The organism is Streptomyces marokkonensis, assembly GCF_039539045.1.
In the GTDB taxonomy this organism is placed as follows: domain Bacteria; phylum Actinomycetota; class Actinomycetes; order Streptomycetales; family Streptomycetaceae; genus Streptomyces; species Streptomyces marokkonensis.
In genome coordinates, this window is sequence record NZ_BAABCQ010000018.1 from 24,420 (window position 1) to 48,305 (window position 23,886).

25 protein-coding genes and 1 pseudogene are annotated in these 23,886 nt (G+C 72.7%); 15 read left to right on the forward strand and 11 right to left on the reverse strand.

What is annotated here, in order from left to right; genetic code table 11:
• Positions 1 to 10: 10 nt before the first annotated feature.
• Positions 11 to 1,252: a cytochrome P450 gene (locus tag ABEA26_RS06830; RefSeq protein WP_345590155.1), complete on the reverse strand. Its 1,242-nt coding sequence runs from the start codon at positions 1,250 to 1,252 to the stop codon at positions 11 to 13.
• A 207-nt stretch (positions 1,253 to 1,459) separates the two neighbouring features.
• Between ABEA26_RS06830 and ABEA26_RS06835 the strand changes: the two genes are divergently transcribed.
• Positions 1,460 to 2,314 carry an MBL fold metallo-hydrolase gene (locus ABEA26_RS06835; protein WP_345590157.1) on the forward strand — a complete coding sequence of 285 codons (855 nt, stop codon included), beginning with the start codon at positions 1,460 to 1,462 and terminating at the stop codon, positions 2,312 to 2,314.
• A gap of 57 nt (positions 2,315 to 2,371) precedes the next feature.
• Here ABEA26_RS06835 and ABEA26_RS06840 read toward each other — a convergent pair whose 3' ends face one another.
• Together ABEA26_RS06840 and ABEA26_RS06845 are read right to left on the reverse strand one after the other, a co-directional pair.
• Positions 2,372 to 2,989, reverse strand: a complete 618-nt coding sequence (locus ABEA26_RS06840; protein WP_345590158.1) for a hypothetical protein — start codon at positions 2,987 to 2,989, stop codon at positions 2,372 to 2,374.
• A gap of 99 nt (positions 2,990 to 3,088) precedes the next feature.
• Entirely contained in the window at positions 3,089 to 3,502 is a 414-nt protein-coding gene (locus ABEA26_RS06845; protein ID WP_345590160.1) for an SRPBCC family protein, read from the reverse strand.
• Positions 3,503 to 3,671: 169 nt separating this feature from the next.
• Between ABEA26_RS06845 and ABEA26_RS06850 the strand changes: the two genes are divergently transcribed.
• Positions 3,672 to 4,856 carry a PP2C family protein-serine/threonine phosphatase gene (locus ABEA26_RS06850; RefSeq protein ID WP_345590161.1) on the forward strand — a complete coding sequence of 395 codons (1,185 nt, stop codon included), beginning with the start codon at positions 3,672 to 3,674 and terminating at the stop codon, positions 4,854 to 4,856.
• Between the two features lie 63 nt (positions 4,857 to 4,919).
• On the opposite strand, the gene ABEA26_RS06855 is transcribed toward ABEA26_RS06850, so the two are convergent.
• Complete coding sequence (locus ABEA26_RS06855; RefSeq protein WP_345590162.1) at positions 4,920 to 5,216, reverse strand: hypothetical protein; 297 nt, start codon at positions 5,214 to 5,216, stop codon at positions 4,920 to 4,922.
• 180 nt (positions 5,217 to 5,396) lie between these two features.
• Between ABEA26_RS06855 and ABEA26_RS06860 the strand changes: the two genes are divergently transcribed.
• Genes ABEA26_RS06860 through ABEA26_RS06870 form a run of 3 tightly spaced genes read left to right on the forward strand, consistent with a single transcriptional unit; the run spans position 5,397 to position 7,149 of the window.
• Positions 5,397 to 6,131: a nucleotidyltransferase family protein gene (locus ABEA26_RS06860; protein ID WP_345590163.1), complete on the forward strand. Its 735-nt coding sequence runs from the start codon at positions 5,397 to 5,399 to the stop codon at positions 6,129 to 6,131.
• Positions 6,128 to 6,424 carry a BON domain-containing protein gene (locus tag ABEA26_RS06865; protein ID WP_345590165.1) on the forward strand — a complete coding sequence of 99 codons (297 nt, stop codon included), beginning with the start codon at positions 6,128 to 6,130 and terminating at the stop codon, positions 6,422 to 6,424. Before ABEA26_RS06860 ends, ABEA26_RS06865 begins: the two co-directional genes overlap by 4 nt.
• Positions 6,424 to 7,149 (forward strand): metallophosphoesterase family protein, encoded by a 726-nt coding sequence (locus tag ABEA26_RS06870; RefSeq protein ID WP_345590166.1) that lies wholly within the window; start codon positions 6,424 to 6,426, stop codon positions 7,147 to 7,149. The genes ABEA26_RS06865 and ABEA26_RS06870 overlap by 1 nt, the downstream gene beginning before the upstream one ends.
• A 119-nt stretch (positions 7,150 to 7,268) precedes the next feature.
• Here ABEA26_RS06870 and ABEA26_RS06875 read toward each other — a convergent pair whose 3' ends face one another.
• A complete protein-coding gene (locus ABEA26_RS06875; RefSeq protein WP_345590167.1) occupies positions 7,269 to 7,907 on the reverse strand; it encodes a GNAT family N-acetyltransferase in 639 nt (212 codons plus the stop codon).
• A gap of 109 nt (positions 7,908 to 8,016) precedes the next feature.
• On the opposite strand from ABEA26_RS06875, the gene ABEA26_RS06880 reads away from it, so the two are divergent.
• The 4 genes from ABEA26_RS06880 (at position 8,017) to ABEA26_RS06895 (ending at position 12,355) form a co-directional block, all read left to right on the forward strand.
• Complete coding sequence (locus ABEA26_RS06880) at positions 8,017 to 10,506, forward strand: molybdopterin oxidoreductase family protein (RefSeq protein WP_345590169.1); 2,490 nt, start codon at positions 8,017 to 8,019, stop codon at positions 10,504 to 10,506.
• Positions 10,503 to 10,994: a hypothetical protein gene (locus ABEA26_RS06885; protein ID WP_345590171.1), complete on the forward strand. Its 492-nt coding sequence runs from the start codon at positions 10,503 to 10,505 to the stop codon at positions 10,992 to 10,994. Before ABEA26_RS06880 ends, ABEA26_RS06885 begins: the two co-directional genes overlap by 4 nt.
• Positions 10,995 to 11,166: 172 nt before the next feature.
• Positions 11,167 to 11,715, forward strand: a complete 549-nt coding sequence (locus tag ABEA26_RS06890) for a DoxX family protein (protein ID WP_345590173.1) — start codon at positions 11,167 to 11,169, stop codon at positions 11,713 to 11,715.
• A 76-nt stretch (positions 11,716 to 11,791) separates the two neighbouring features.
• Positions 11,792 to 12,355: a hemerythrin domain-containing protein gene (locus ABEA26_RS06895; RefSeq protein WP_345590175.1), complete on the forward strand. Its 564-nt coding sequence runs from the start codon at positions 11,792 to 11,794 to the stop codon at positions 12,353 to 12,355.
• Between the two features lie 142 nt (positions 12,356 to 12,497).
• On the opposite strand, the gene ABEA26_RS06900 is transcribed toward ABEA26_RS06895, so the two are convergent.
• Positions 12,498 to 13,517 carry an NAD-dependent epimerase/dehydratase family protein gene (locus ABEA26_RS06900; protein WP_345590177.1) on the reverse strand — a complete coding sequence of 340 codons (1,020 nt, stop codon included), beginning with the start codon at positions 13,515 to 13,517 and terminating at the stop codon, positions 12,498 to 12,500.
• 570 nt (positions 13,518 to 14,087) lie between these two features.
• Here ABEA26_RS06900 and ABEA26_RS06905 point away from each other — a divergent pair.
• A complete protein-coding gene (locus tag ABEA26_RS06905; protein ID WP_345590178.1) occupies positions 14,088 to 15,332 on the forward strand; it encodes an MFS transporter in 1,245 nt (414 codons plus the stop codon).
• Between the two features lie 175 nt (positions 15,333 to 15,507).
• Here ABEA26_RS06905 and ABEA26_RS06910 read toward each other — a convergent pair whose 3' ends face one another.
• Positions 15,508 to 16,047 carry a hypothetical protein gene (locus ABEA26_RS06910; protein ID WP_345590179.1) on the reverse strand — a complete coding sequence of 180 codons (540 nt, stop codon included), beginning with the start codon at positions 16,045 to 16,047 and terminating at the stop codon, positions 15,508 to 15,510.
• A gap of 270 nt (positions 16,048 to 16,317) precedes the next feature.
• Here ABEA26_RS06910 and ABEA26_RS06915 point away from each other — a divergent pair.
• Positions 16,318 to 16,633: pseudogene (locus ABEA26_RS06915) on the forward strand (ArsB/NhaD family transporter); the annotation flags it as partial.
• Between the two features lie 37 nt (positions 16,634 to 16,670).
• On the opposite strand, the gene ABEA26_RS06920 reads toward ABEA26_RS06915, so the two are convergent.
• Positions 16,671 to 17,465: a maleylpyruvate isomerase family mycothiol-dependent enzyme gene (locus tag ABEA26_RS06920; RefSeq protein WP_345590180.1), complete on the reverse strand. Its 795-nt coding sequence runs from the start codon at positions 17,463 to 17,465 to the stop codon at positions 16,671 to 16,673.
• Positions 17,466 to 17,533: 68 nt separating this feature from the next.
• A complete protein-coding gene (locus tag ABEA26_RS06925) occupies positions 17,534 to 17,857 on the reverse strand; it encodes a hypothetical protein (RefSeq protein ID WP_345590181.1) in 324 nt (107 codons plus the stop codon).
• A gap of 43 nt (positions 17,858 to 17,900) precedes the next feature.
• Here ABEA26_RS06925 and ABEA26_RS06930 point away from each other — a divergent pair, with 43 nt between their 5' ends.
• The gene (locus ABEA26_RS06930) at positions 17,901 to 18,821 is read left to right on the forward strand and encodes a fructosamine kinase family protein (RefSeq protein ID WP_425587794.1); all 921 of its coding nucleotides are present in this window, start codon (positions 17,901 to 17,903) and stop codon (positions 18,819 to 18,821) included.
• A gap of 3 nt (positions 18,822 to 18,824) precedes the next feature.
• Here the strand turns inward: ABEA26_RS06930 and ABEA26_RS06935 are convergent, their stop codons facing one another.
• Complete coding sequence (locus ABEA26_RS06935) at positions 18,825 to 20,483, reverse strand: catalase (protein ID WP_345590182.1); 1,659 nt, start codon at positions 20,481 to 20,483, stop codon at positions 18,825 to 18,827.
• A gap of 201 nt (positions 20,484 to 20,684) precedes the next feature.
• A complete protein-coding gene (locus ABEA26_RS06940; RefSeq protein WP_345590183.1) occupies positions 20,685 to 20,921 on the reverse strand; it encodes a hypothetical protein in 237 nt (78 codons plus the stop codon).
• Positions 20,922 to 21,097: 176 nt separating this feature from the next.
• On the opposite strand from ABEA26_RS06940, the gene ABEA26_RS06945 reads away from it, so the two are divergent.
• Genes ABEA26_RS06945 through ABEA26_RS06955 form a run of 3 tightly spaced genes read left to right on the forward strand, consistent with a single transcriptional unit; the run spans position 21,098 to position 23,684 of the window.
• On the forward strand, positions 21,098 to 21,760 hold the full coding sequence (locus ABEA26_RS06945) for a TetR/AcrR family transcriptional regulator (protein ID WP_345590185.1): 663 nt from the start codon (positions 21,098 to 21,100) through the stop codon (positions 21,758 to 21,760).
• Positions 21,761 to 21,770: 10 nt separating this feature from the next.
• The gene (locus tag ABEA26_RS06950) at positions 21,771 to 22,589 is read left to right on the forward strand and encodes an SDR family NAD(P)-dependent oxidoreductase (protein ID WP_345590186.1); all 819 of its coding nucleotides are present in this window, start codon (positions 21,771 to 21,773) and stop codon (positions 22,587 to 22,589) included.
• Between the two features lie 54 nt (positions 22,590 to 22,643).
• Positions 22,644 to 23,684 (forward strand): NAD(P)-dependent alcohol dehydrogenase, encoded by a 1,041-nt coding sequence (locus ABEA26_RS06955; protein ID WP_345590187.1) that lies wholly within the window; start codon positions 22,644 to 22,646, stop codon positions 23,682 to 23,684.
• Positions 23,685 to 23,886 lie beyond the last annotated feature (202 nt).

Consider the following 23,886-nt stretch of genomic DNA (forward strand, 5'->3'; position numbering starts at 1 on the left):
CGGGCCAGCGTCAGGGTGCGCGTACGCCGGTGACGGCGAAGCCGCTGCGCGGGCGGGTCGGGATGCGGCGCAGCGGGATGCGCAGGTCCTGCTCGGGGACCGTGTACTCCAGGCGGGCCAGTCGCACGGCCAGGGAATCCAGCAGGCCCACGGTGATGCGCTCGCCGGGGCAGCGGTGTCCGGTGGCCGGGTCGCCGCCACCCTGCGGGATCAGCTCGTCGGGGTCGGCGGGCCGCTCCAGGAACCGCTGTGGCCGGAAGGCATACGGGTCGCCCCAGAGCTTCTCGTCGTGGTTCTGGCCGTAGACGTCGAGCAGCAGGATCCCGCCGGCCGGGACGGACTCGCCGTGCCAGGTCAGCTCCGTGACGGTCCGGCCGCCGAGGAAGGGGGCGAACGGGTAGAAACGGCGGACCTCGTGGGCGAAGGCCGTGGCGAACGCGCCGTCACCGGCGCGCAGCCGCTCCCGGTGGGCCGGCCACCGGTGCAGGGCGTGGGCGGCGAAGGCCACGAACCAGCTCACGGCGACCGTGGGGCGCAGTACGTTCAGCAGTTCCACCGCCGCGGTCCCGGCGTCCAGCGGTTCGCCCGGGTCGTCGTGGTGCCGGCAGACCCGGTCGAGCACCGAGTCCGCGGGGGCGGATACCTTCCCGCGCCGTACGTCCTCGATCAGGCGGGCCATACGTGCCTGCTGCCGGGCGCGGGCGCGGCGGGCCCGCAGATGGCGCGGTCCCGGAGTGGCGAAGCCGTCGACCATCGCGATCAGGTCCCGCGCCAGGGGTTCCGCGTCGACGGCCTGGCGCGGGAGTCCGGCCCAGCGGCAGACTCCGCGGGTGAGCACCACGCCGACCGCGTCGAACAGCACGACGCGGGAAAGCTCGCTCCAGGAGCGTACGGCCTCGTCCCAGGCAGCGGTGACGTGCTCGGTGAGGCCGGTCACGCGGTCGGGGTCGAGCAGCGGCAGGAACAGCTCTTTGCGGACGCGGTGGGCGTCCCCGTCGAGGGTGTGGACCGCGCCCTGGCCGAACAGGGTGTCCAGCACGGGCGCGGGGGTGGCGCCGTGGCGGTGGACGTGCCCCTCGTCGTAGAAGAAGCGCACGGCCTCCGGTCCCCGCACGGCCAGCGCGGGCCTGCCGAGCAGCCTGGTGCGCAGCACTGCGTCGGCGCTGTCGCGCATGCGGTTGGGCAGCCAGGCGTACCCCTCGGTGAGCAGCGGCAACGTGCGGTCCATCAGGGGGCGTCGGTGTGCGTCCATGGCCGACGAGTGCCCTGGGCGGTCGCGCGGACACCCGGGCCTGTCCGGCCTGGTCGGGCGGGGCGGGCGGGGCCGTCGGCGCCCCGTCGTCGCGGATCCGACGGCCGGGTGAGCCTTCGTGGGAGGGGTACTCGGTGCTCCCGTGAGGGTCCGCCCCGAGCGGCCGGGCCCGGCCCTCGTACTCCGAGACAGGATCGGATCGCCCTTATGTCCCCGCCCCCGCCCCCGTCACAGGACGACTCCCTGCGGATCCACTTCGTCGGCAACGCGACCGTGCTGCTCCAGTACCGCGGGCTGAGCCTGCTCACCGATCCGAACTTCCTCCACCGCGGCGAGCGCGCCTACCTCGGGCACGGCCTGGTGAGCCGCCGCCTGACCGAGCCCGCGCTCGAACCCGGCGACCTGCCGGAACTCGACGCCGTGCTGCTGTCGCATCTGCACGGCGACCACTGGGACCGCAGGGCCCGGCGGCAACTGCCACGGTCGCTGCCGATCGTCACCACCCCGCACGCCTCCCGCAGACTGCAGGGCATGCACGGGTTCCACCGGGCCGTGGGGCTGCGCACCTGGCAGGCGGAGACCGTGCGGCACGCGGACGCGCAGGCGCGCATCACGGCGCTGCCCGGCCGGCACGCCGGACACCCCGCCCTGCGGCGCCTGCTGCCGCCGGTGATGGGCAGCCTGCTGGAGTTCGGCCCGGCCGACGGCCCTGCGCGGCACCGGCTCTACGTGTCCGGCGACACACTGCTCTTCGACGGCCTGGACGAGATCGCCCGGCGCTTTCCCGGACTGGATCTGGCCGTGCTGCATCTCGGTGGCACGACGCTGCCGGGCGGTTTCGTGGTGACCATGGACGGGCGCCAGGGCGCGGAACTGGCCCGGCGCCTCGAACCCCGGCTGGTCCTCCCGGTGCACTACGACGACTACACCGTCTTCCGTTCCCCGCTCGACGCCTTCCTGGCCGAGGCCGACCGGAAGGGGCTCGCGGACCGGATCGTGCACTGCCGGCACGGTCAGCGGGCCGTCTTCCGCCCGGACGGCGGGCCGCCCGTCGTGACGTAGCCGGCACCGCCCGCCCGGCGTGATGTGGCCGGCACCGCCAAGGAGGCGCCCGACCGGTCAGTACAGCTTGTTGACGGCCTTGACCGTGGTGGCCCTGAAGTCGGCCACCTGAGCGTGCGCGAAGGTGCCCATCTGCCCCCACTGCACGACGGTCACGGTCCTGCCGTCCCGGCCCACCGAGAACAGGCCGATGTCGGAGGCGCCCCACTCGGCGACCGTGTGGACGCCGTAGACGTGCGCGCCCTCCTCCACGTTCAGCCGGCCGTAGTACTTCTGTGTGGCGGTGACGTCGGGGTACCGCTCCATCACCTTCCGCGCGCAGCCGGCGAGGTCCTCACGGAGCAGCGCGGCCAGCCTCCCGGCCCGCCGCTCGCTGCGTTCGACGACCGTGACCTGGAGGGCGCCGGTGTCGTACTCGGTCCAGTACCGGCGGTGGGAGGCGGTGGACGGCAGGGCCTCGCCGACGCACATCGGCAGCGGATCCGGCTGCCCGGCGGTGACCGGTCCGGCGTACCAGTCGGAGGTGGGGTGCGGTGGCAGTTCGGCCGGCTCCAGGAAGGAGGGCGGGCCGGGGTCCGGCGTCGCCGCGGTCGCCGGGACCGTGGCCACGGCGACCGCGGCGCCGGTCGCCAGCGCGGTCACCGTGGCACGGACCCCTCGGTTGTGGACGTACATGTTTCCCCCATGCCGGTTCGTCGGTATCGGTCGTCCTTTTCCCCGTACGACCCGTACGACCCGACATGGCGGCGAAGGGTTGCCCTTGTCTCCGCGAATTCACCCGGCCGCGTTGTCGGCGCGCATCCGCACCTGCTCCTCCAGGCGCCGAAGGCTGCTGTCGAGGGCGTCGGCCACCGCCTGCTGCCCCGGGTCGTGCCCCTCGTCGAAGAACGACAGGTGGACCGTCACCTCGCTGGCCCCGCTGTCGAGTCCGGCCACCTGCAGCCAGCCTGCGTAGCTGCCCTGGTCGCGGGTGCCCCACTCGAGCCGCATCTGCTCGGGCCGGGCGCTCAGCAGTGCGGAGGTGTCCTGGTCGGTGCGGTCCTCGTGCACGGTGACGGCGGGCGGGTCCTCGGGCTCCACGTGCAGGTCCTGGGGCAGCCAAGTGTCCAGCTGCCCGACGTTCGCGGCCTGGTCGAAGACCTGCTCGGGATGGGCGGGCATGGTGCGGGAACGCTCGTACTCGGTCATGCGGCACCACTCCTTCGCGCTCGGTGTCGTACGACGTGACGCGTGCCCTGTCTGCCCGGACCGAAGCGCCCGGCGGGTGATCCGCTCGACGGGCGAGGCCCGGCGGGCGGTGCCAGACTGCTGCGCAACGTGCCCCGTCCCGACGGGCTTCTCGACGAGGGGAGACGAGGTGTCGACGTCAGAGACGAGCGACGCGCTGCTGTACGAGTTCCTCGCCGATCCCGCCCATCTGACACTGGACCTGGCCACAGCCCTGGACCGGTGCACGAAGGCACTGGGCCTTCAGCACGCCGCGGTCTACCTGGTCGATCTGCAGCAACGGCATCTCGTGCCGCAGACCGACGTGGCGTCGGCCATCCCCGTCGACGGTTCGCTGGCGGGCTGGTCCTACCGGACGCAGGCGCTGCGCGTCGAGGAGTCCGACACGGGCGGCGTCACGGCGTGGCTGCCCCTGGTGGACGGTGCCGAGCGGCTCGGGGTACTGGCGCTGCACTCGTCCGCGCTCACCTCCACCACCCTGGTCCGCGGGCGGGCGCTGGCCTCACTGCTGGCCATGATGATCACCTCGAAGCGGGCCTTCGAGGACTCCTTCGTGCGGCACACCCGCACCGAGCCCATGCACCTCCCCTCCGAGATGCTCCGCGCGTTCCTGCCGCCGCGCACCATCGGCAACGAGCACGTCGTGTCGACGGCCGTCCTCGAACCGGCCTACGAGCTGGGCGGCGACGCCTTCGACCAATCGCTCACCCCGACGACACTGCACGTCTCGGTCATCGACTCCATGGGTCATGACCTCGCGTCCGGGCTGACCAGCGCGGTGGCGCTGGCCGCGTGCCGCAACGCCCGGCGCAACGGAGCCGATCTGCACACGCTCGTGGAGTGCGTCGACGACGCGCTGGCCCGCTGGCTGCCGGAGCAGTACTGCACCTCGGTCGTCGCCCAGCTGGAATTCGAGACCGGTCTGCTGCGCTGGAGCAACTGCGGCCATCCCGCGCCGCTGCTCATCCGCGGCGAGCAGTTGGTGGTCGACGCCCTGGAACGGGAGGCCGATCCGCCGATGGGCGCGCCGGCCCGTCTCACCCCCGAGCCGCGCCGAACGCACGAGACACGGCTGGAGCCCGGGGACCGGGTGCTGATGTACACCGACGGGGTCACCGAGGCGCGCACCCGGGAGGAGAAGCTGTTCGGGCTCGAACGGTTCGCGGACTACGTCATCCGGGCCACGGCCGGCGGCGAGCTGGCCCCGGAGACGCTGCGGCGCCTGATCCACTCGATTCTGGACTCGCAGGCGGGCGGGCAGCTGCGGGACGACGCGACGATCCTGATGTTCGAGTGGCAGCCGCCGGTCCGCTGACGTCCCCGTCGCTCGGTCGGCGCTGCGTCGGTGACGGGCGGGTCAGCTCGGTGACGGGGCGGGTCAGATCCGATGCCCCCGCGCACGCAGCCACTCGTGCACGACGTCCTTGTCCGCCGGGGTGATCCGGACAGGGCTCGCCACGTAGGGGCCCTCGTCCTCGGTGAATCCGGTGTCAGTGATCCTCGCGGTGACCCAGGTGGCCAGGTCCTGGGCGGCCCGCTCGGACAGAGCGCCCCGTTCCCAGCCGGTGCGGGCCTCGTGGGCCGCGGCCCGGTCGTGGCGCCCGGTCTCCGCCATCCAGGCCGCCACCAGCCGTTCCACGGTCTCGGTCCGCTGCCGCTCCTGCTTGTCGTCCATGCCGTCCGGGTGCCCGGAATCCTCGCCGCGCCTCACCTCCGGGACGGCCTTCGTGTCGGCGGTACCGCTCCGGGTACCCGAAACCCCTGGGGAGGGCCGGTGCCGGTAGGACCGGTTCGACGCGACAGGTCCGGTCCTCGTCGGACCGGTCGAAGAGGACAGCCCGGGAAGGGGACAGCAATGACGCAGCCCGCCGACGACCGCGCTCTCGAGCAGCGCGCCGGCGTTTCCGAGCTCCGTCTGGCAGCGGGGGACCCCCAACTCGTCCCCCAGAACGAAGCGCGCCACGAAGATCTCCCGCTCGACCGCAATCAGGCGATCCTTCAGGCGGCCAAGCAGGTGGGTTCGATCCTGAAGAGGGAGGAGCACCCGTTCGCGCTGGCCGGCAGCGTCGCCGTGTACGCGCACGGCGGCACCCAGAACCTCCAGCACGACGTCGACTTCTGCATCCGGCCCGAGGACGCGGAGGCCGTCGCCGCGACGCTGCGGGAGGCGGGCCTGGCCGTGTACACACCGCCCGAGGACTGGCTGCTGAAGGCGAACTGCCTGGGACAGCAGGTCGACCTCATCTTCGAGCTGGCTCACGAGCCCGTCACGGACCAACTGCTGGCGCGGGCCCATGATCTCTCGGTCGACTCGGTGCTCATGCCGGTCCTGTCGCCGACCGACCTGCTGCGCGGTCTGCTGGCGGCCTTCTCGGAGCACCACTGCGACTTCGGGGCGGTACTGCCGATCGCCCGCACGCTGCGGGAGAAGATCGACTGGGACGGGCTGCGCCGCGACTGCGGAGACGCCCCGATGCCCGCCGCGTTCTTCTTCATCCTCGAGCGACTGGAGATCATCCCCCCGGTCCCTTCCGCGGAGTGCGCGAACTCCGCGAACTCCACGAACTCCGTCGAGGAGGAGCAGCGATGAGCGACCCCGTCGCACACCAGGGCCCCGCGGCGAGCGACACCGCTTCCGCGGCCGAGAACGTCGAGTACCGCGTGGCCCACCTGCACGACCGGCTCGCCGCGGAGGAGCTCGGCGAGCTCGGCGTACGGGCCGAGATCCGGGCCGGCGCCATCGTGATCACCGGCACGGTGCCCTCCGCCCAGTGCCGCGAGACCCTCCTGCGCATCGCCCACGAGGAGCTGGCCGGGCTCACCGTGCACACCGACGTCCTGGTGGCGGAGACGACCGGCCCCGACCACGCGGAGGAGCTGTGATGATCCGTGTCGCCGCCGTCGGAGACATCCACATGGGACCCGACAGCCAGGGACTCCTCCGGCCCGCCTTCGAGACCCTGCCCCACTGCGCCGATCTGCTACTGCTCGCCGGTGACCTCACCCGGCACGGCACCCCACAGGAGGCTCGGGTGGTGGCGCGGGAGGTGCGCGACCTGCCGGTGCCGGTGGTGGCCGTCCTCGGAAACCACGACCACCACGACGAGCAGCCCGAGAAGGTCACCGCCCTCCTCCAGGACGCCGGTGTGACAGTCCTGGAGGGCGAGGGGACCGTCGTGGAATGCGCCGGCACCCGGGTCGGGATCGCCGGGACCAAGGGGTTCGGCGGCGGCTTCGTCGGGCGCAGCGCGGGCGAGTTCGGCGAGCCGATCATGAAGGAGTTCGTGCGCACCACCCGGCGCTCGGCGGACAGCCTGCACGCGGCACTGAAGGAGCTGAGCGACGAGGGCTGCGCTGCCCGGGTGGCGCTGACGCATTTCTCCCCCGTCGCCGACACGCTCGCCGGGGAGCCGTTGGAGATCCATCCGTTCCTCGGCAGCTATCTGCTGGCCGAGGCCATCGACACGGCCGGCGCGGACCTCGCCGTCCACGGCCACGCCCACCTGGGCTCGGAGCACGGGATGACGGCGGGCGGCGTGCGAGTGCGCAACGTGGCCCAGCCCGTCATACGCCGGGCCTTCAACGTCTACCGGCTCGGCGCGGCCTGACCGCCACCCGGCACGCCCGGTGCGTCCGGCGGACCCGTGCGTCCGGCGGGGCCGTGCGTCCGGCGGGGCCGTGCGTCCGGCGGACCCGTGCGTCCGGCGGGGCCGGCAGACCCGGCAGGTCAGTTGTGGCCGGAGTCGTCCGTCGTACGTCCGAGGCAGGTGACGTCCGCGGGGTCCAGGCCCGCCGCCTCGATCTCGTGGAAGCCCATACGGTCGTAGAAGGCCCTGGCCGGTGTGTTGGCCGTGGCCATGACCAGGTGGACGGACGGCACCCCGCGTTCGCGCAGCGCCTGCCAGAACGCACGCATCAGTGCCCGGCCGAATCCGCGGCCCTGCCACTCGGGCAGCAGGTCGATGTGCAGATGGGCCGGGTACGCGGCCAGCTCGGGGACGATCATCCGCTCCGGGTCGTGCAGGAGTCCCGCCATGACCTCGTCCGGAGTGCCGGGCGGGCGGTCCGGCGCCGGGTAGCGGTCCGCGAACCGCGGCAGCCACTTGGCGCGGAACTCCTCCGCGAAGCGCGGGGTGTCCGCCGTACCGAGGATGTAACCGACCGCCCGACCGCCTCCGTCGTCCAGCACGAAGGCAAGGTCCGGGTCCAGGTGGACGTACGGAGCGGCGAAGATGGCGGGCAGGACGGCGGGATCGGCGTACACGGGTCGGCTGTCCCGGCCGTTGTGCGCGGTTCGGATGCAGATGTCGTCGAGGGCCGGAGCGTCGGCGGGACGGTACGGGCGTACGGCGGCAGTCGAGGTCACCACAGCATCCTGCCCGCTTGGGAGCGCTCCCACAAGTGTTCCGCGTCGATCAGTGACACCCGGGTACCCGGCGGCCGGCAGTGTGACGCACGTTGGCGGGAGGCCGGCAATGGAGGATTCGGCGGACCGGATCGCGCAGCCGTGGGGCACGAGAGTGCCCTACGGCCGGCACGAGACCTGGCCGGCCCGGGTGGACACGTTCCTCGCGGACGGAGTGGACCCCGGGGCGGTGCAGCGATGGGTGCAGTCGGCGTCGATCCTGCACTCCGACGGCGACGCGATGGACGTCGCGGTGGCCGACGGCCGGATGGTGGGCGTGCGGGGCCGGGACGTCGACCGGGTCAACCGGGGCCGGCTCGGCCCCAAGGACCTGTTCGGGTGGCAGGCGAACGCCTCCCGGGACCGGCTGACCCGGCCGCTGGTGCGGCGCGACGGGCGGCTGGTGGAGACGGACTGGGACACGGCGATGGACCTGGTGGCCTCCCGCTCGCGCGAACTCCTCGACGAGCGGGGCCCGGGTTCGATCGGTTTCTACACCTCCGGCCAGCTCTTCCTCGAGGAGTACTACACCCTCACGGTCCTCGCCCGGGCCGGCATCGGCACCAACCACCTCGACGGCAACACCCGGCTGTGCACGTCGACGGCCGCGGAGGCGCTGAAGGAGACGTTCGGCTGCGACGGGCAGCCCGGCAGCTACGACGACTTCGACCACGCCGACGTGATCGCGCTGTTCGGCCACAACATCGCCGAGACGCAGCCCGTGCAGTGGATGCGGCTGCTGGACCGGCTGGGAGGAGCCGATCCGCCCCGCCTGCTCTGCGTCGACCCCCGGCCCACCCGGGTCGCCCAGCACGCGGCCGTGCACCTCGCGCCCCGCGGCGGCACCAACGTCGCCCTGCTCAACGCGCTGCTGCACGAGACGATCCGGCACGAGAGGATCGACCGCGACTTCATCGCCGCGCACACCGTCGGCTTCGAGGAGCTGGCCGACCGGGTCGCCGACTGCACGCCCAAGTGGGCCGCGGACATCTGCGACGTCCCCGCCGCCCGGATCGAGGAGGCGGCCGAACTCGTCGGCACCACGGACGCGTTGGTCTCCACCGCCCTCCAGGGCGTCTACCAGTCCCACCAGGCCACCGCCGCCGCGGTGCAGATCAACAATCTGCACCTGATCCGCGGCATGCTGGGCCGCCCGGGCGCCGGCCTGCTCCAGATGAACGGCCAGCCCACCGCCCAGAACACCCGCGAGTGCGGAGCCAACGGCGACCTGCCCGGCTTTCGCAACTGGCAGAACGACACCCATGTCGCCGACCTCGCCAGGGTGTGGAACGTCGAGCCGGAGACCATCCCGCACTACGCGCCGCCCACGCACGCGATGCAGATGTACCGGTACGCCGAGCAGGGCTCGATCCGGATGCTGTGGATCAGCGGCACCAACCCCGCCGTCTCCCTGCCCGAACTCCCCCGGATCCGCTCGATCCTGACTCAGGACCGGCTGTTCACGGTGGTGCAGGACCTGTTCCTCACGGAGACGGCGCAGCTGGCCGACGTGGTGCTGCCGGCCGCGACCTGGGGCGAGAAGACCGGCGCGCTCACCAACGCGGACCGCACGGTGCATCTGTCGGACAAGGCGGTCGAGCCGCCCGGCGAGGCCAGACCCGACCTGGACATCTTCCTGGACTACGCGCGGCGCATGGACTTCCGGGACAAGGACGGTGGCCCACTGGTCACCTGGGACGACCCCGAGTCGGCGTTCGAGGCGTGGAAGCGCTGCAGCGCGGGCCGCCCCTGCGACTACACCGGCCTGTCCTACGCCAAGCTGCGCGACACCAGCGGCATCCAGTGGCCGTGCGACGAGTCGGCGCCGCAGGGCACCGCGCGGCTCTACACGGACGGCATCAGCTGGGCCCACCCGGACCTGTGCGAGAGCTACGGCAAGGACCTGGAGACCGGGGCGTCGCAGGAGGTCGTCGAGTACCGCTCCCTCAACCCCGACGGCAAGGCGGTACTGAAGGCCGCCGCCTACCGGCCGCCGCACGAGGAGCCGGACGAGGAATATCCGTTCCAGCTCACCACGGGCCGGACGATCTACCACTTCCACACCCGTACGAAGACCGGGCGGGCTCCCCAGCTCCGCGACGCCGCCCCGGACGTGTGGGTGGAGATCTCCACCGCGGACGCGGACCGGCTCGGCCTCGGCGAGGGCGACCTGGCCGACGTCACCAGCAGGCGCGGTTCACTGCGGGGACGGCTGCGGGTGACCGGCATCCGGCCGGGGCTGCTGTTCGTGCCGTTCCACTACGGCTACTGGGACACCGAAAACGGATCGGGTCCGGGTCCGGACACTCCCGGACGTGCCGCGAACGAGGCGACCATCACCGACTGGGACCCGGCCTCCAAGCAGCCGTTGTTCAAGACGGCCACGGCCGCGCTCACCTTGGTGGAGCGCGGCGGTGGCCGGCCGTCACCGGCACCGACCACCACCGCGTCGGCACCGGCCACCGCCGGCGTCGCTCGGCCCACCGCGGGCGGATCGGCGGCACACACGGCACAGACGCCGACGGAGTTCCCGCACGGCCGTGAGGAAGGCGCCCAGTGAACGGCATCACCCTGACCCTGCGCACGCTGCACCGAGGCGAACGGCGCCTGGCGCACGATCTGGTGACCGCCGCCGAGCGGCACCGCACCGAGCACGAGGTCCACCACGTCGCCACCGACCTCGCCGTCTGGTCGCGCGAACACGTCCGGCGGCTGGCGGAGGTCGCCGCACACCACGACGTGAAGCTGGGCGACCCGTCGGACCCGTCCTCGGACGGCGTCTTCGCGACGCTGCGGAAGAATGCCTCCCAGGCGGTGGTACACCGGCCCGAGGCGGGTCTGCTGCTCCTGCGCGACCTGCGGGAACTGCACGTCGCCGCCGCGGAGAACTCCCTGCACTGGGAGATGCTCGCGCAGGCCGCCCAGGCGTCCAGGGACAGCGAACTGCTGGCGCTCGCCTCCTCCTGCCATCCGCAGACACTGCGCCAGATGCGCTGGACGAACACCATGATCAAGAACCTGTCGCCGCAGCTCCTGAACAGCCTGTGACCTGCGTGGAGCCCGCGCGGCGCGGTAACGGCGAGCGCAGGTGCCGCGCCGGGCGCCGAATGGCGCGCCCCCGCCCGGTCACCTGATGATCCCAGTGGGCACCACGCCCTTGGCAACCCCTGCCCGTCCTCCCGGTATCCCATGGAGAGCAGCGAGAGAGCGAGAGAACGTCATGAGTCTTTTGCGTATGGCCGGCCGTCCGATGCTCGCGTCGATGTTCGTCGCGGGCGGTCTCCAGTCCCTGCGCAGGCCCGAGGACGTGGCCCCGGCGGCGGAGCCGATCGTGCGGCCGGTGGCCGACCGCGTGGCGGTGCTGCCGGACCGCACCGAACAACTCGTACGGCTCAGCGGCGCCGTCCAGGTGGCCGGTGGGGTCATGCTCGGGCTCGGTCGCTGCCCGCGGCTGGCCGCGCTGGCCCTCGCGGCGACGCTGGTCCCCACCACACTGGCGGCGCACCGCTACTGGGAGGCCGAGGACCCGTCCGACCGCGCCCAGCAGCGCGTCCACTTCCTGAAGAACCTCTCCATGATGGGCGGGCTGCTGATCGCCGCCGACGACACCGGCAGTGCCCCCTCGCTGCTGTGGCGCGGCCGACACGCCGCGCAAGACCTGCGGCACGACGCCAACTTGGCGCACCGTTCGACCCGGATCGCGGCCCGCCCCGCAGCGGCCGCAGGCGGCATCCGGGCCAAGCTGGACAGTTGCCGAACGGGGCGTTAGCACACTGAGTGCGGGGGGACCCGATGCTCGTGGCGGGTCGCTCCCGTAACCGCCACGACCTTCAAGGAGGTGGAACATGGGACACGGAGGAAACGTCATCGACGAGCTGACGACCGATCACCGTGAGGTCGAGGAGCTCTTCGGGAAGATCGAGGCGCTGCCGTCCGGTCACAAGGACCGCAAGGTGTACGCCGACCAGGCCACCATCGAGCTGATCCGGCATTCCGTGGCGGAGGAGGCGTATCTCTACCCGGCCGTCCGTGAGCACGTGGCGAACGGAGGTGCCCTCGCGGACAAGGAGCTCGAGGACCACGCCGAGGCCGAGCAGATCATGAAGGACCTCGAGGGCTGCGCGCCGGACGACGCGGAGTTCGACCGTTTGATCGGCATGCTGATGAGTGAGATCCGTGAGCACGTGGCCGACGAGGAGGGCAACCTCTTCCCCAGGCTCCGGGAGGCGTGCCCCTCGGACGCCCTGGACCAGTTGGGCGACAAGGTCCGTCAGGCGAAGAAGACGGCACCGACGCGACCGCACCCGTCCGCCCCGGACAAGCCCCCGATGAACAAGCTTCTGGCGCCCGGCGCGGGAATGGTCGACCGGGTGCGGGACGCGATGTCGGGGCGGGGCAAACCTGGCTGAACGCGCCTTCACCGGCAACTCGGCCTCGAGTGAGGGGCCCGTCACCATCCTCGAGGCCGAGTTACGTCCACGCGAGGCCGAAGCGAGGCCGAAGCCGGTCAGCCCGTCGGCAGGCTTCGCCCGGTCCGGGGCGGGGCGGTCTTCACGCCCACCACTCCCCCGCCCGCTCCCCCGCCCGCTCGGTCGGCGCCGTCGGGACCGGTTCGGGCCGGCCGCGGAGGGAGTCGACGGTGCGTTCCAGTCCGTCCTGCCAGGTCACGCCAGGCAGCCAACCGAAGATCTCGCGGGCGAATCCAGTGACCGGCCGGGGCTCGGCGGGCCGGTCACCCGTTCCGTCGACGAACGCCAGTGGCGAGTCGGAACCGGTCAGGTCGATCACCCGGCGCGCGATCTCCACGGCCGTGGGCTCCTCGTCGCCGCCGATGTCCACGGGCCGTACCGAGCGGCCGACCGCGACCAGCAGGACACCGTCGACCATGTCGTCGACGTAGCACAGGGGGAACCTACGGTCACCGTCCCCGGGGACGGTGACCGGACGGCCGGCCAGGGCCTGCTCGATGAACACGGCCGGAGTTCCCCCGTCGTCCGTCCGCATGCCAGGGCCGTAGCCGGTGAACAGCCGGACGATCCCGGCGTTCGAGCCATGGGCGCCCGCCTGCGCGGCGACCAGGGCCTCGGAGAACCGGACGGCCTCGGCACAGGCGCTGTGCGGGCCGACCGGGTCGGTGTCGCTCCCGTGCCGGGCGCCGGGCGGCGAGGAGGCGAGCAGGAACCGGGCACCGTCCCGGCCGGCGACGGCCAGCGCGGCACGGGTGCCGAGGCTGGCGGCGTCGAGGATCTCCACGGGCCGGTCCGGCCAGGCGGCCGGGGACGCGGGGCCCGCCAGGTGCAGGACCAGGTCGTAGGGACCGGTGAGCGCGTCCGCGCAGCCGGGCTCGGAGATGTCCCGCTCCAGAAAGCGGAAGCCGGGCCGGCCCGCGAGGTGGGCCACCTTCTCGGCCCGCCCCGTGGAGAGGTTGTCCAGGCAGTCGACTTCGACCTCTGCATCGAGCAGGCGGGTGCACAGATGGGACCCGAGGAACCCCGCGCCGCCGGTCACCAGGACACGGTCCCAGGGCGGGCGGGCCGCTGCCCGCGGGCTGAACGCCGCCATCGGCATCATGAGGACGACCTTCCTTCCTCTGCGAAGCGCTGACGGTGCGCTGAGGGAGCACCGGCAGGGTGCTGACCAGCGGGCCCCGGGTGCCCCACCGAGTCGCTTTCATGCTCTGACGGCTGCCGTGGTCCCACTCCGTACGGCCGCGTCGCCGGCCCGGCGCGGGCGGACGCGCGGACGGACGTACGAGGCCGCTGTGGCCGCCGTCACGGCCGTCGTCCCTCCGGCGCCCAGCGCCCGAAATGCTGTGATCAAGCACACTCGGATCGGCAAAAGCGTTTCAGGGGACGGGAATTGAGCCATCTCCGCCGAGTCCGAGGGCGAGCGACGGCAATGACTCGCCGGTCCCTTCTGCCACGATGGTCGGCGCCGTCATCCGGCTCAGTGGAGTGGCCGCGCAACGCAGCCGGCCTTCTCGCTCCCGTCCCGTTCCCCCTCTGGGTCTCACGACTCGTCTTCGAGTGGCGCACTGTGTCTTCTTCCCCTCCCCCCGCCCCGCCGGCCCCCGCGTCGCCTCCTCCCGCACCGGCCGAGGCCGCGTCCCATTCGCCGTGGCGGTCCCTGAGGTACCGCAGCATGCGCTGGTGGTCGGTCGCGAACTTCGTGTCGAACGCCGGTACGTGGATGCAGCTCACGGTGCAGAACCTGCTGGTCCTGCAGATCACCGGGTCCGCCGCCGCGACGGGTCTTTCGATGTCCGTCCAGGCCGCGCCCGCGCTGCTGATCAGCGTGTTCGGTGGCGCGGCCGTCGACCGCTGGCCGCGGAAACTGACCGCCGCGGTCAGCCAGGCGCTGCTCGGCGCGGTCGCGTTCGTGACGGCGCTCCTGGTGGCGCTGGACCGGATCGACGTGACCACCCTGATGGTGCTGGCCGCCGTCACCGGTGTCATCGCCACGATCGACGGCCCGGCGTGTTCGCTTTTGGGCAACGATCTCGTCCCGGCTCAGGACGTGCCCTCCGCGATCGGGGTGGGTGCGCTGGTCCACCAGGCGGGCCGGCTCACCGGCGCCGCGCTGGCCGGGGTGACGGTCGGCTTCCTCGGCACGGCCGCCGCCTACGCCGCCAACGGGCTCTCGTTCCTGTTCGTGGCCTCGGTCATCCCCTTCCTGCGTCCGGCGCGCGGGGCGGTCAAGCACGTCGCGACCGGGAAGCACCGCGGTGAGGCGGAGGCCATGACCGTGCGCGAGGGACTGGCCTTCTTCGCGCGCCGTCCCCGCCTGCTGGCGCTGGCCGGTGTCACGGGGGTCAGCGCGGTCTTCGGACGCAACTACCAGCTCACTCTGGCCGTCCTGGTCACCGGACCGCTCGCGGGCGGCGCCGGGTCGTTCGGCACGGTCTCCACGGTGCTGGCGGCAGGCGGCATCGTCGGCGCGGTCCTGGGTGCCCGGCTGCGCCGGCCCTCCGTGCGGATCGTGGGCGCTCTGGCGGCGGCGGGCGGGCTGCTGCAGGTGGTGGCCGGACTGTCGCCGTCGCTGGCCGTCCTGCTGGTCATGGTGCTGCCGATGGCCGTGGTGGAGTCCGTCTCCGACACCGCGGGCACCGCGGTGCTCCAGACCGACCCGCCCGCGCACATGCGGGGCCGGGTACTCGGGGTGTGGGGCAGCATCGGCACGGTGTGGAGCCTCGGCGGCCCGCCGGCCCTCGGCCTGCTGATGGAGCTGGCCGGTGCGCGCGGCGCGCTCGTCGCGGGCGGACTGATCATCGCCGGCGCCATCGGTGCGGGCCACCTCCTGCACGAGCGCCGGTCCACCGCGCCGGTGGCGGTGCGGGCCGGGGATGCCGACGCGCCCGGGCAGGCAGCGCTGGGGACGGCTGCCTGAGCGGGTGACCGGGGCGGCCGGGCGTGGCTGGGCCGCCTCGCGGACCTGTCGCGGCGGTACGCTCCGGTGTCGATGCCGGCCCGGGGTGAGGACACGGACGGGACCCGCCGGAGGTGAGTGACACGGACCGGAGCCACCGGAGGTGGGTGGCGCGGACCGGAGCCGGTCCGGCGGGTCAGGCGGCGAGTGCCCGGCCCGGGTCCAGCCGGGCGACGAGCTGGGCGTGGTGCAGCTCGGCGACGGGTGCGGCGAGGTCGGGATGACGCAGCAGTGTCGCTGCCCGCCGGTCCTGTGCGTCCGGCGTGAGCAGGCGGCGGAACTCGGCCGGCGTACCGGACGACGTATGCCCCGCGGGGTCCTTCTCGGCCGGCACGGCCGCGGCCAGGTTGGCGAGTTCCAGGTCGGTCAGCAGGCAGGCCGCCCAACTGGCCACGACCTCGTCCACCCAGGTCCGCCAGGCGTCCTTGTCCGGGTCCGCGGCCTCCGTGCCGTCCGCCCCTGTGATCCAGTCCAGCCGGGCAGAACCACCGGGACCCGCCACGCCCATCAGCGCGACGTCCATCGGGGTCGGATAGCGCAGCCGGGCCGCGACCGTCACGGCCTGGCGCGCCTGCGCCTCGCACAGGGCGCGGGCCAGCGCGCCGCCGGACGCCGGGTAGGCGCACGTGAGCCACTGGGTGGTCGCCGCGATGACGGGGGAAAGATCTGCGTGCACTGCCGGGCCGTCCGAACTACTCGTCGTGGGGACAGGGAGTCCGGTCGCCGTGAGGAGAGACCGGGTCCGCGAAAACCGTAGCCCTCGACTCATGGCCCCGAACATGGCCCGGCTCTCGTCGACGGCGTGGCATCGGACACATACCGGGCCGGGCCGACGGATCCGGACGCGGGTGACGACACCGGACACGCGCCCCGTCCTCGCCCAGCCGTACGCCTCTGTCCCTGCCCGGGGATGCGACGCGCTGGGGCGACTGCTGCCGGGGGTGACTCGCTGCTCGCAGTGGCCGCGGTCGCCGCGGTGCTGGCCAACCTCGTCAACAACCTGCCTGCCGTCCTCGCTCTGCTCCCCCTGACCGCGCCCGCCGGCCCGGCCCAGGTCCTCGCCGTGCTGATCGGCGTGAACCTGGGCCCGAACTGACCTACGTCGGCTCGCTCGCCACTCTGCTCTGGCGGCGGATCCTGCACCGGCACGGCATCGAGGCGGACCTCGGCCGGTTCACTCGGCTGGGCCTGCTCACCGTACCGGCCACGGTCGCCGCCTCGACCATGGCTCTGTGGGGGCGCTGCGCCTCATCGGCGCGTGACACCGGCCGGCCTGCCCCGCCCCCGCGGTGCGTCCGATCACTCGGTCGCCACGACGACGCAGCGCCGCAGTTCCTCGGCCGCCTCCGGGTCCCCCTCGACCGTCACACCGCCGTTCCCGGCATCCCCACCGTCCCCGCCGCCGTCCCCGTCGGTGCCCTGCCGGTTCCACAGCCTGCGCAGCACGGCCTGCGGGGTACCACTGAACGTCACGTCGGCGGTGCCGTCGCCGGCGCCGTCCGTCACGGTGAACTCCCCCGGTCCGGTCCGTACCCGCCACGCGGCGTCACCGGCCCGCACCAGGAACGTACGCCCCGGCGAGCCGGCCAGGATGTCGGTGAAGTAGTCGCCCCACTCGGCGACGGAGTACGCGGCGAAGACCTTGAGCAGCTCGTCGACGCCGTCCACGGCGAGATCGGCCGGCACGGGCGCGACGGACCGGCCGGTGGCGAGTTCGGCGTCTATGCGGTGGACGACGGTCTCCTGGGCCATCCGCCGGATCCAGAAGCCGACACTCTGGTCGGGGCCGTACCAGGTGGCGGCCGGGTCCTCGGGAGCGCGCCCGGCGAACTCGGCGCGCAGCGCGGAGTACCCACGGTCGAGCAGCGCGGTCGGTTCCTCCTCCGCGAACTCCTTCGGCGGCCACGGCTCGGGCTCGACGCCCTCACGCATGGCGACGGTCTTGTGCAGGTAGACCTCGCCGACGTGACGGGTCAGGTCGGCGACGGTCCAGCCGGGGCAGGTGGGGACCGGGGCGTCGGCGTCGGTCTCGACGACGGCCCGCAGCCGGTTGTAGTCGGCCGCGAGGCAGTCGAGGAAGCGAGGGAAGTCCATGCCGCAGAGCCAAGCACACCCTCAGGGACGGGGCACCGGGTTTGTCACCGGAGCGCCGACCCCCGCGCTCACCAGGCCGTGCTGGGGATCGCGGGCCGGCGTACGGCCTCGGCGGCGTCCCGCAGGTGCAGGGCCACGGTGATCAGCGCCCGCAGGGCGGACGGGCGCAGGCTCTGGGCGCTCTCGGCAGCGAGCACCAGCAGGCAGCCGGCGGCCTGCTCGACGACCGGGACCGAGAACGCGAAGTCGCCGCCGTCGGCCCCGCGAAACGCGCGCCAGGGAGTCGCGGCACCGTCGATGGCCTTCTGGACCGCGTGCTCGAGATGGTGCGCGGCCTGCTCGCACACGGGGGCGGGCAGGGTGATCGTGCGATGGAACGCTGAACTGGTCATGGTCCCACTGCTCCCCCGCGTCCGGGTTGTTCGATCGGCGTACCTGACGTTTTTCACCGGGTCGGCCGCAGTCGGTCCTACCCTGGTGACCGTGTCAGCCACCACCACCTCGCCCTCGGCCGCAGCGGCCCGGTTCACCGGCCGGTCGGTGATCGGTGAGCGCCCGTTGTCCGGCGCGCTCACCGAAATCACCCTCGACGACGGCCACACGGTGATGGTCAAGCGTGGGGACGGCCCCGGGGCGGCCCGGGCCGAGGCCGCCGGGCTGCGCTGGCTGGCGAACGCCGGCGCCGTGCGGACCCCTGCGGTGCGCGGCGACGACGAGCGCTGGCTGGTCACCGACCGCGTGGCACCGGGGCGGGCGAGTGCCGGGGCGGCGGTACGGTTCGGCCGGGACCTGGCCGCGCTGCACGCCGCCGGGGCGCCGGCCTTCGGCGCCGCGCCACCCGGCGGCCCCGAGGACGCGTACATCGGTCTCGCCCCGATGCGCAACGTCACCGCAAGCGACTGGCCGCGCTGGTACGCGGAACACCGGGTACTGCCGTATCTGCGCGGCGCGGTCGACGCCGGCACCGTCCGGGCGGCCGAGGCGGCCGACGTCGAGCGGGTCTGCGAGCGGCTGCCCGAGCTGGCGGGGCCCGTGGAGCCGCCCGCCCGGCTGCACGGCGATTTGTGGAACGGCAACGTGCTGTGGGGCGCCGACGGAGAGGTCCGGCTGATCGACCCGGCCGCGCACGGCGGGCACCGGGAGACCGACCTGGCGATGCTGCGTCTCTTCGGCTGCCCGCACCTGGACCGGGTCCTGGACGGCTACCGCGAGCGCGCGCCTCTCGCCGACGGCTGGGCCGGCCGCGTCGGCGTGCACCAGCTCTTCCCGCTGCTGGTGCACGCCGTGCTGTTCGGGCGCGGCTACGCCGAGCAGGCCCTCACGGTGGCCCGGGCGGCGCTGCGGCACACGGGGTGAGCGTCAGCGCGTCACGACGTGCCGCTCATCGGGGACGCAGTGGGTCATCGTCAGGCCCTCCACGTCGCGCGGCGGGTTCTTGCCGAGGTTGGCCAGCCGCTCGCGGTCCTCGTCGGTGAGGTCCTGACTGGCCAGCGGCTTCAGGTGAGCGACATCCTGTGGGCTGATACCGATGCCTTCACCGACCCGCAGACCGAGGTCGTTCTCGACCAGCAGGAAGTGCCACACCATGCGCTCCTGCACCGGCCGGTCGCACTGGGAGAGCAGGTTGACGAAGTTCGCCACGAGGTCGTCGCGCTCCCACTGCTCCAGCAGCAGATAGCGCTGCCCGGCCTGCAGGTAGTCGTTGGTGCGCGGGATGCGCTTGCGGGTGAGCCGCCCCTGGATCTCCGGGCCCTGCTCGTCGTGCGTGGGGTACTGGCCCTCGCGCAGGCCGCCGGTGATCGACGGCTCGTAGTTGACGATCGGGTTCTCGCCGCCGCTGTCCTGGTGGTAGGCCATCTGGCCGTCGCGCTGGTTGGTGCGCACGTCGGCGTGCTTGGCCTGGTTGACGGGCAGCTGGAGGTAGTTCGGGCCGACCCGGTGGCGCTGGGTGTCGCTGTAGGAGAAGGTGCGGCCGACCAGCATCTTGTCGTCGGAGAAGTCCAGGCCGTCGACGATGACGCCGGTACCGAAGGAGATCTGCTCGTTCTCGGCGAAGTAGTTCTCCGGCATCCGGTCGAGCACCATGCGGCCGACCGGCTTGGCCGGGAACTCCTGCTCCGGCCAGGTCTTGGTGTCGTCGAGCGGGTCGAAGTCGAGCTCCGGGTGGTCGTGGTCGTCCATCATCTGGACGAGCAGTTCCCACTCGGGGTACTCGCCGCGCGTGACCGCGTCGTAGAGGTCCTTGGTGGCGTGGCCGAGGTTCTCGGCCTGGACGTTGGCGGCGTCCTCCTCGGTCATGCTGCGGACGCCTTGCTTGGGCATCCAGTGGAACTTGACGAGCTTGGTCTCGCCGGCCGCGTTGACCCACTTGTAGGTGTTGACTCCGAAGCCCTGCTGGTGGCGGTAGTCCGCCGGGATGCCGCGCGGGCTGAACAGGTTGACCAGCATGTGCATGCACTCCGGCGTCTGCGACATGAAGTCGAAGATGCGCCGGGGCTGCTGCTCGAAGGTCACCGGGTCCGGCTTGAGGGCGTGGATGACGTCGGGGAACTTGATCGCGTCGCGGATGAAGAAGACGGCGAGGTTGTTGCCGACGAGGTCCCAGTTGCCGTCCTCGGTGTAGAACTTCACCGCGAAGCCGCGGGGGTCGCGGGCCGTCTCGGCCGAGTCGCGTCCGCCGATGACGGTGGAGAACCGGACGGCCAGGTCGGTGCGCTTGCCCCGCTCCTGGAACAGCTTGGCCCGGGTATAGCGGTCGATCGGCTCGTCGCCCCAGGCGCCGTACGCCTCGAAGTAGCCGTACGCGGTCACCCCGCGGGCGTGCACGACGCGCTCGGGGATGCGCTCGCGGTCGAAGTGGCTGATCTTCTCCAGGAACTGGTAGTTCTCCAGCGTGGCGGGGCCGCGGGCGCCGACGGTGCGCTGGTTCTGATTGTCGTAGACGGGGTGCCCCTGCCGGTTGGTGAGCACCTTGCGGTCGTCGCCCGGGGCGGGTCCCTGGCTCGATACGTCCGTCATGTTCGTGGGCTCCTTCGACTCGTGGCCGTCCTCGGACGCGGCCCTGAGCTGCGAGGCGGCCGTCGGCCGCGCACATGGGTGCCCCGGGTACCCACAGTGATACATCCGACACGTACTGATTTGCCCGCGTTTCGCACGTCTCGCGCCGAGGACCCGGACGCCCAGGTCACAGGGTTTCCGGGTCCTCACGGGCGGGTCGTGTCAGCCGCCGTTCAGCCGCGCGCGCAGCAGCCCCTTGCCCATTTCCGCACCCTTGCGGCTGTCCGCCTGCGCCTTGCGGAAGAGCTCCGCCACCTCGGTGTCCTTGTTGCGCTCCGCGTCCTGGATGTACGTCTCCAGGCGCAGCGCGTTGTTCAGGCACGACTCGACGTACCAGATCAGGTTGTAGTCCTTGTCCTGCGTGCCGGTCACGCCGCCGGTCTCCGTGCCGCTGGCCATGCGAGCCTCCTCGAGGTGGTCGTCGGTCCGTAGCGCGGACCGGGTACCCGGCGCACCCAAGTGCACACGGCATCGGCGTACACGGGCCGGACGTGGCGGGCGCGATGTCCCACTGGGTCTCATGTCTCATTGGGTCAGATGTCCCACTGGGACATTTCAGGTGTACCCTCGAAGACATGACGGCGACGAAGCCCTCCCCCACCGAGGACCGGCGGCAGCGCAAGGCGCGGCAGACCCGCGACGCGCTGGCCACCGCCGCCTGCGACCTGATCCTGGAGCGCGGGCCGGCGGCGACCACGGTGGAGGCCATCGCGGAGCGCGCGGACGTCACACGCCGCACGTTCAGCCGGCACTTCGCCGGCAAGGAGGACGCCGCCCTCGACTTCGTCCGCCGGGACGGCGACCGCATCAACGCACTGCTGCGGTCCCGCCCCGCCCACGAGCCGCCCCTGCTGGCCTATCGCGGGGCCGTACGCGACTGGCTGGCCGACCGGGACGACCCGGCCTGGCACGTGCGTCCCCGGATGCGCCGGCTGCTGGCCCTGGCCGACACTGAGCCCGACCTGTTCGCCGCCTATCAGCGCATCCGGGTCGACGCCCAGGAGGAGTCGATCCGCATCGTCGCCGACCGGCTGGGCACCGACGACGCCCGGGACGTACGCCCCGCCGCGCTCGTCGACGCCGCCGCCGGAGTCCTGATCGCCGCCCTGCGCCTGTGGGCGCGCGGCGGTGACCGGGACTCGGGAGCCGCAGACCTCGCCGCCCTCGTGGAGCGGGCCTACGACGCCCTGACCTCGGAGGCCGCGACCGCGACCCCCGACAGCACCACCGAAGAATGAGAACCGCACCATGAGCACCATTGGCACTACTGGCACCACTGGCACCACCCCCGCCGCCACCTCCCTCACCGACTACGCCGCCGAGTTCTCCGGCCGCACCGTCCTCGTCACCGGTGCCGCCTCCGGCATCGGCCTGGCCACCGCCCGCCGTCTCGGCGCCGGCGGCGCCCGCGTCGTCGTCGCCGACTACAACGCCGAGGGCGCCGAGCAGGCCGTCTCCGAGCTGAGGGCGGAGGGCGTCGAGGCCGCCGCCGTCGAGCTGGACGTGACCCGTCCGGAGTCGGTCGAGGCCGCCGTACGGTTCGCCGTCGACACCTTCGGCGGCCTGGACCTCGCCGTGAACAACGCCGGCATCGGCGGCCCGAGCGCCCCGACCGGCGAGTACGACATCGCGGCCTACGATCGCGTCGTACGCACCAACCTCGACGGCGTCTTCTACTCGATGCGCTACGAACTGCCCGCCATCGAGGCGGCGGGCAAGGGCGGCGCCATCGTCAACGTCGCCTCCATCCTCGGCTCGGTCGGCTTCGCCGGCTCCCCCGCCTACGTCGCCGCCAAGCACGGCGTGGTCGGGCTGACCAAGGCGGCCGCCGCCGAGTACGCGGCCAAGGGCATCCGGGTCAACGCGGTAGGCCCGGGTTTCATCGACACCCCGCTGCTGAAGACCATGGACGAGGCCGCCTACAACGGCCTGGTCGCCCTGCACCCGGCCGGCCGCCTCGGGCGCTCCGAGGAGGTCGCCGAGCTGATCGCCTTCCTGCTGTCGGAGCGGGCGTCCTTCGTCGCCGGCAGCTACCACCTGGTCGACGGCGCCTACACCGCCGTCTGAGGCCGATCGCACATCAGGGGGAAACGAACCGGGGGAGAACGAAGGAGTTCGACCATGAAGGCACTGCAGTACCGCACCATCGGGGCCCCGCCCGAGGTGGTCACGGTCCCCGACCCGGAGCCCGGCCCCGGTCAGGTGCTGTTGAAGGTCACCGCCGCCGGCGTCTGCCACTCCGACATCGCGGTGATGGGCTGGCCCGCCGAAGGCTTCCCGTACGGGCTGCCGCTCACCCTCGGTCACGAGGGCGTCGGCACGGTGGCGGCGCTGGGCGCCGGTGTGACCGGGCTGGACGAGGGCGACGCGGTCGCCGTGTACGGGCCATGGGGCTGCGGCACCTGCGCCAAGTGCGCCCAGGGCAAGGAGAACTACTGCCTGCGCGCCGAGGAGCTGGGCATCCGTCCGCCGGGGCTCGGGCGTCCGGGCACGATGGCCGAGTACCTGCTCGTCGACGACCCCCGGCACCTCGTCCCGCTGAACGGGCTCGACCCCGTCGCGGCCGTACCGCTGACGGACGCCGGGCTGACGCCGTACCACGCCATCAAGCGGTCGCTGCCCAAGCTGGTCCCCGGGTCGACCGCGGTGGTCATCGGCACGGGCGGTCTCGGCCACGTCGCCATCCAGCTGTTGCGTGCCCTGACGCCCGCCCGGGTCGTCGCCCTGGACGTCAGCGAGGACAAGCTGCGCCTGGCCCGCGAGGTGGGCGCGCACGAGGCCGTCCTGTCGGACGCCAAGGCGGCGGACGCGGTGCGAGAGCTCACCGGCGGTCTCGGCGCCGAGGCCGTGTTCGACTTCGTCGGAGTGGCACCGACCGTGCGGACCGCGGGCGCCGTCGCGGCCGTCGAGGCCGACGTCACACTGGTCGGCATCGGCGGCGGGTCGCTCCCCGTCGGTTTCGGCATGCTGCCCTTCGAGGTGTCGGTCAACGCGCCCTACTGGGGCAGCCGCAGCGAGCTCATCGAGGTGCTGGACCTGGCCCGCGCGGGTGCCGTGTCGGTGCACACCGAGACGTACTCCCTGGACGACGCCCCGCTCGCGTACGAGCGGCTGCACGAGGGGAAGGTCAACGGCCGTGCGGTGATCCTGCCCCACGGCTGACCGACCACCCCTTTTCGGCGGGCGGGGACGACGAATGCGCCAAATCGTCCTCCCCGCCCGCTCTTCGTGGTCGCGACGAGTCCAGCCGTCAAAGACGAGTACAGCCCGCTGGGCGACCGGAGCGATCCGCCGTCCGGAGGAGGCCGGAGGTTCCCTTAGCCGCGTCGGCCGTGGATTCGGAAGAGCTGCGGCAGGTGCCCTC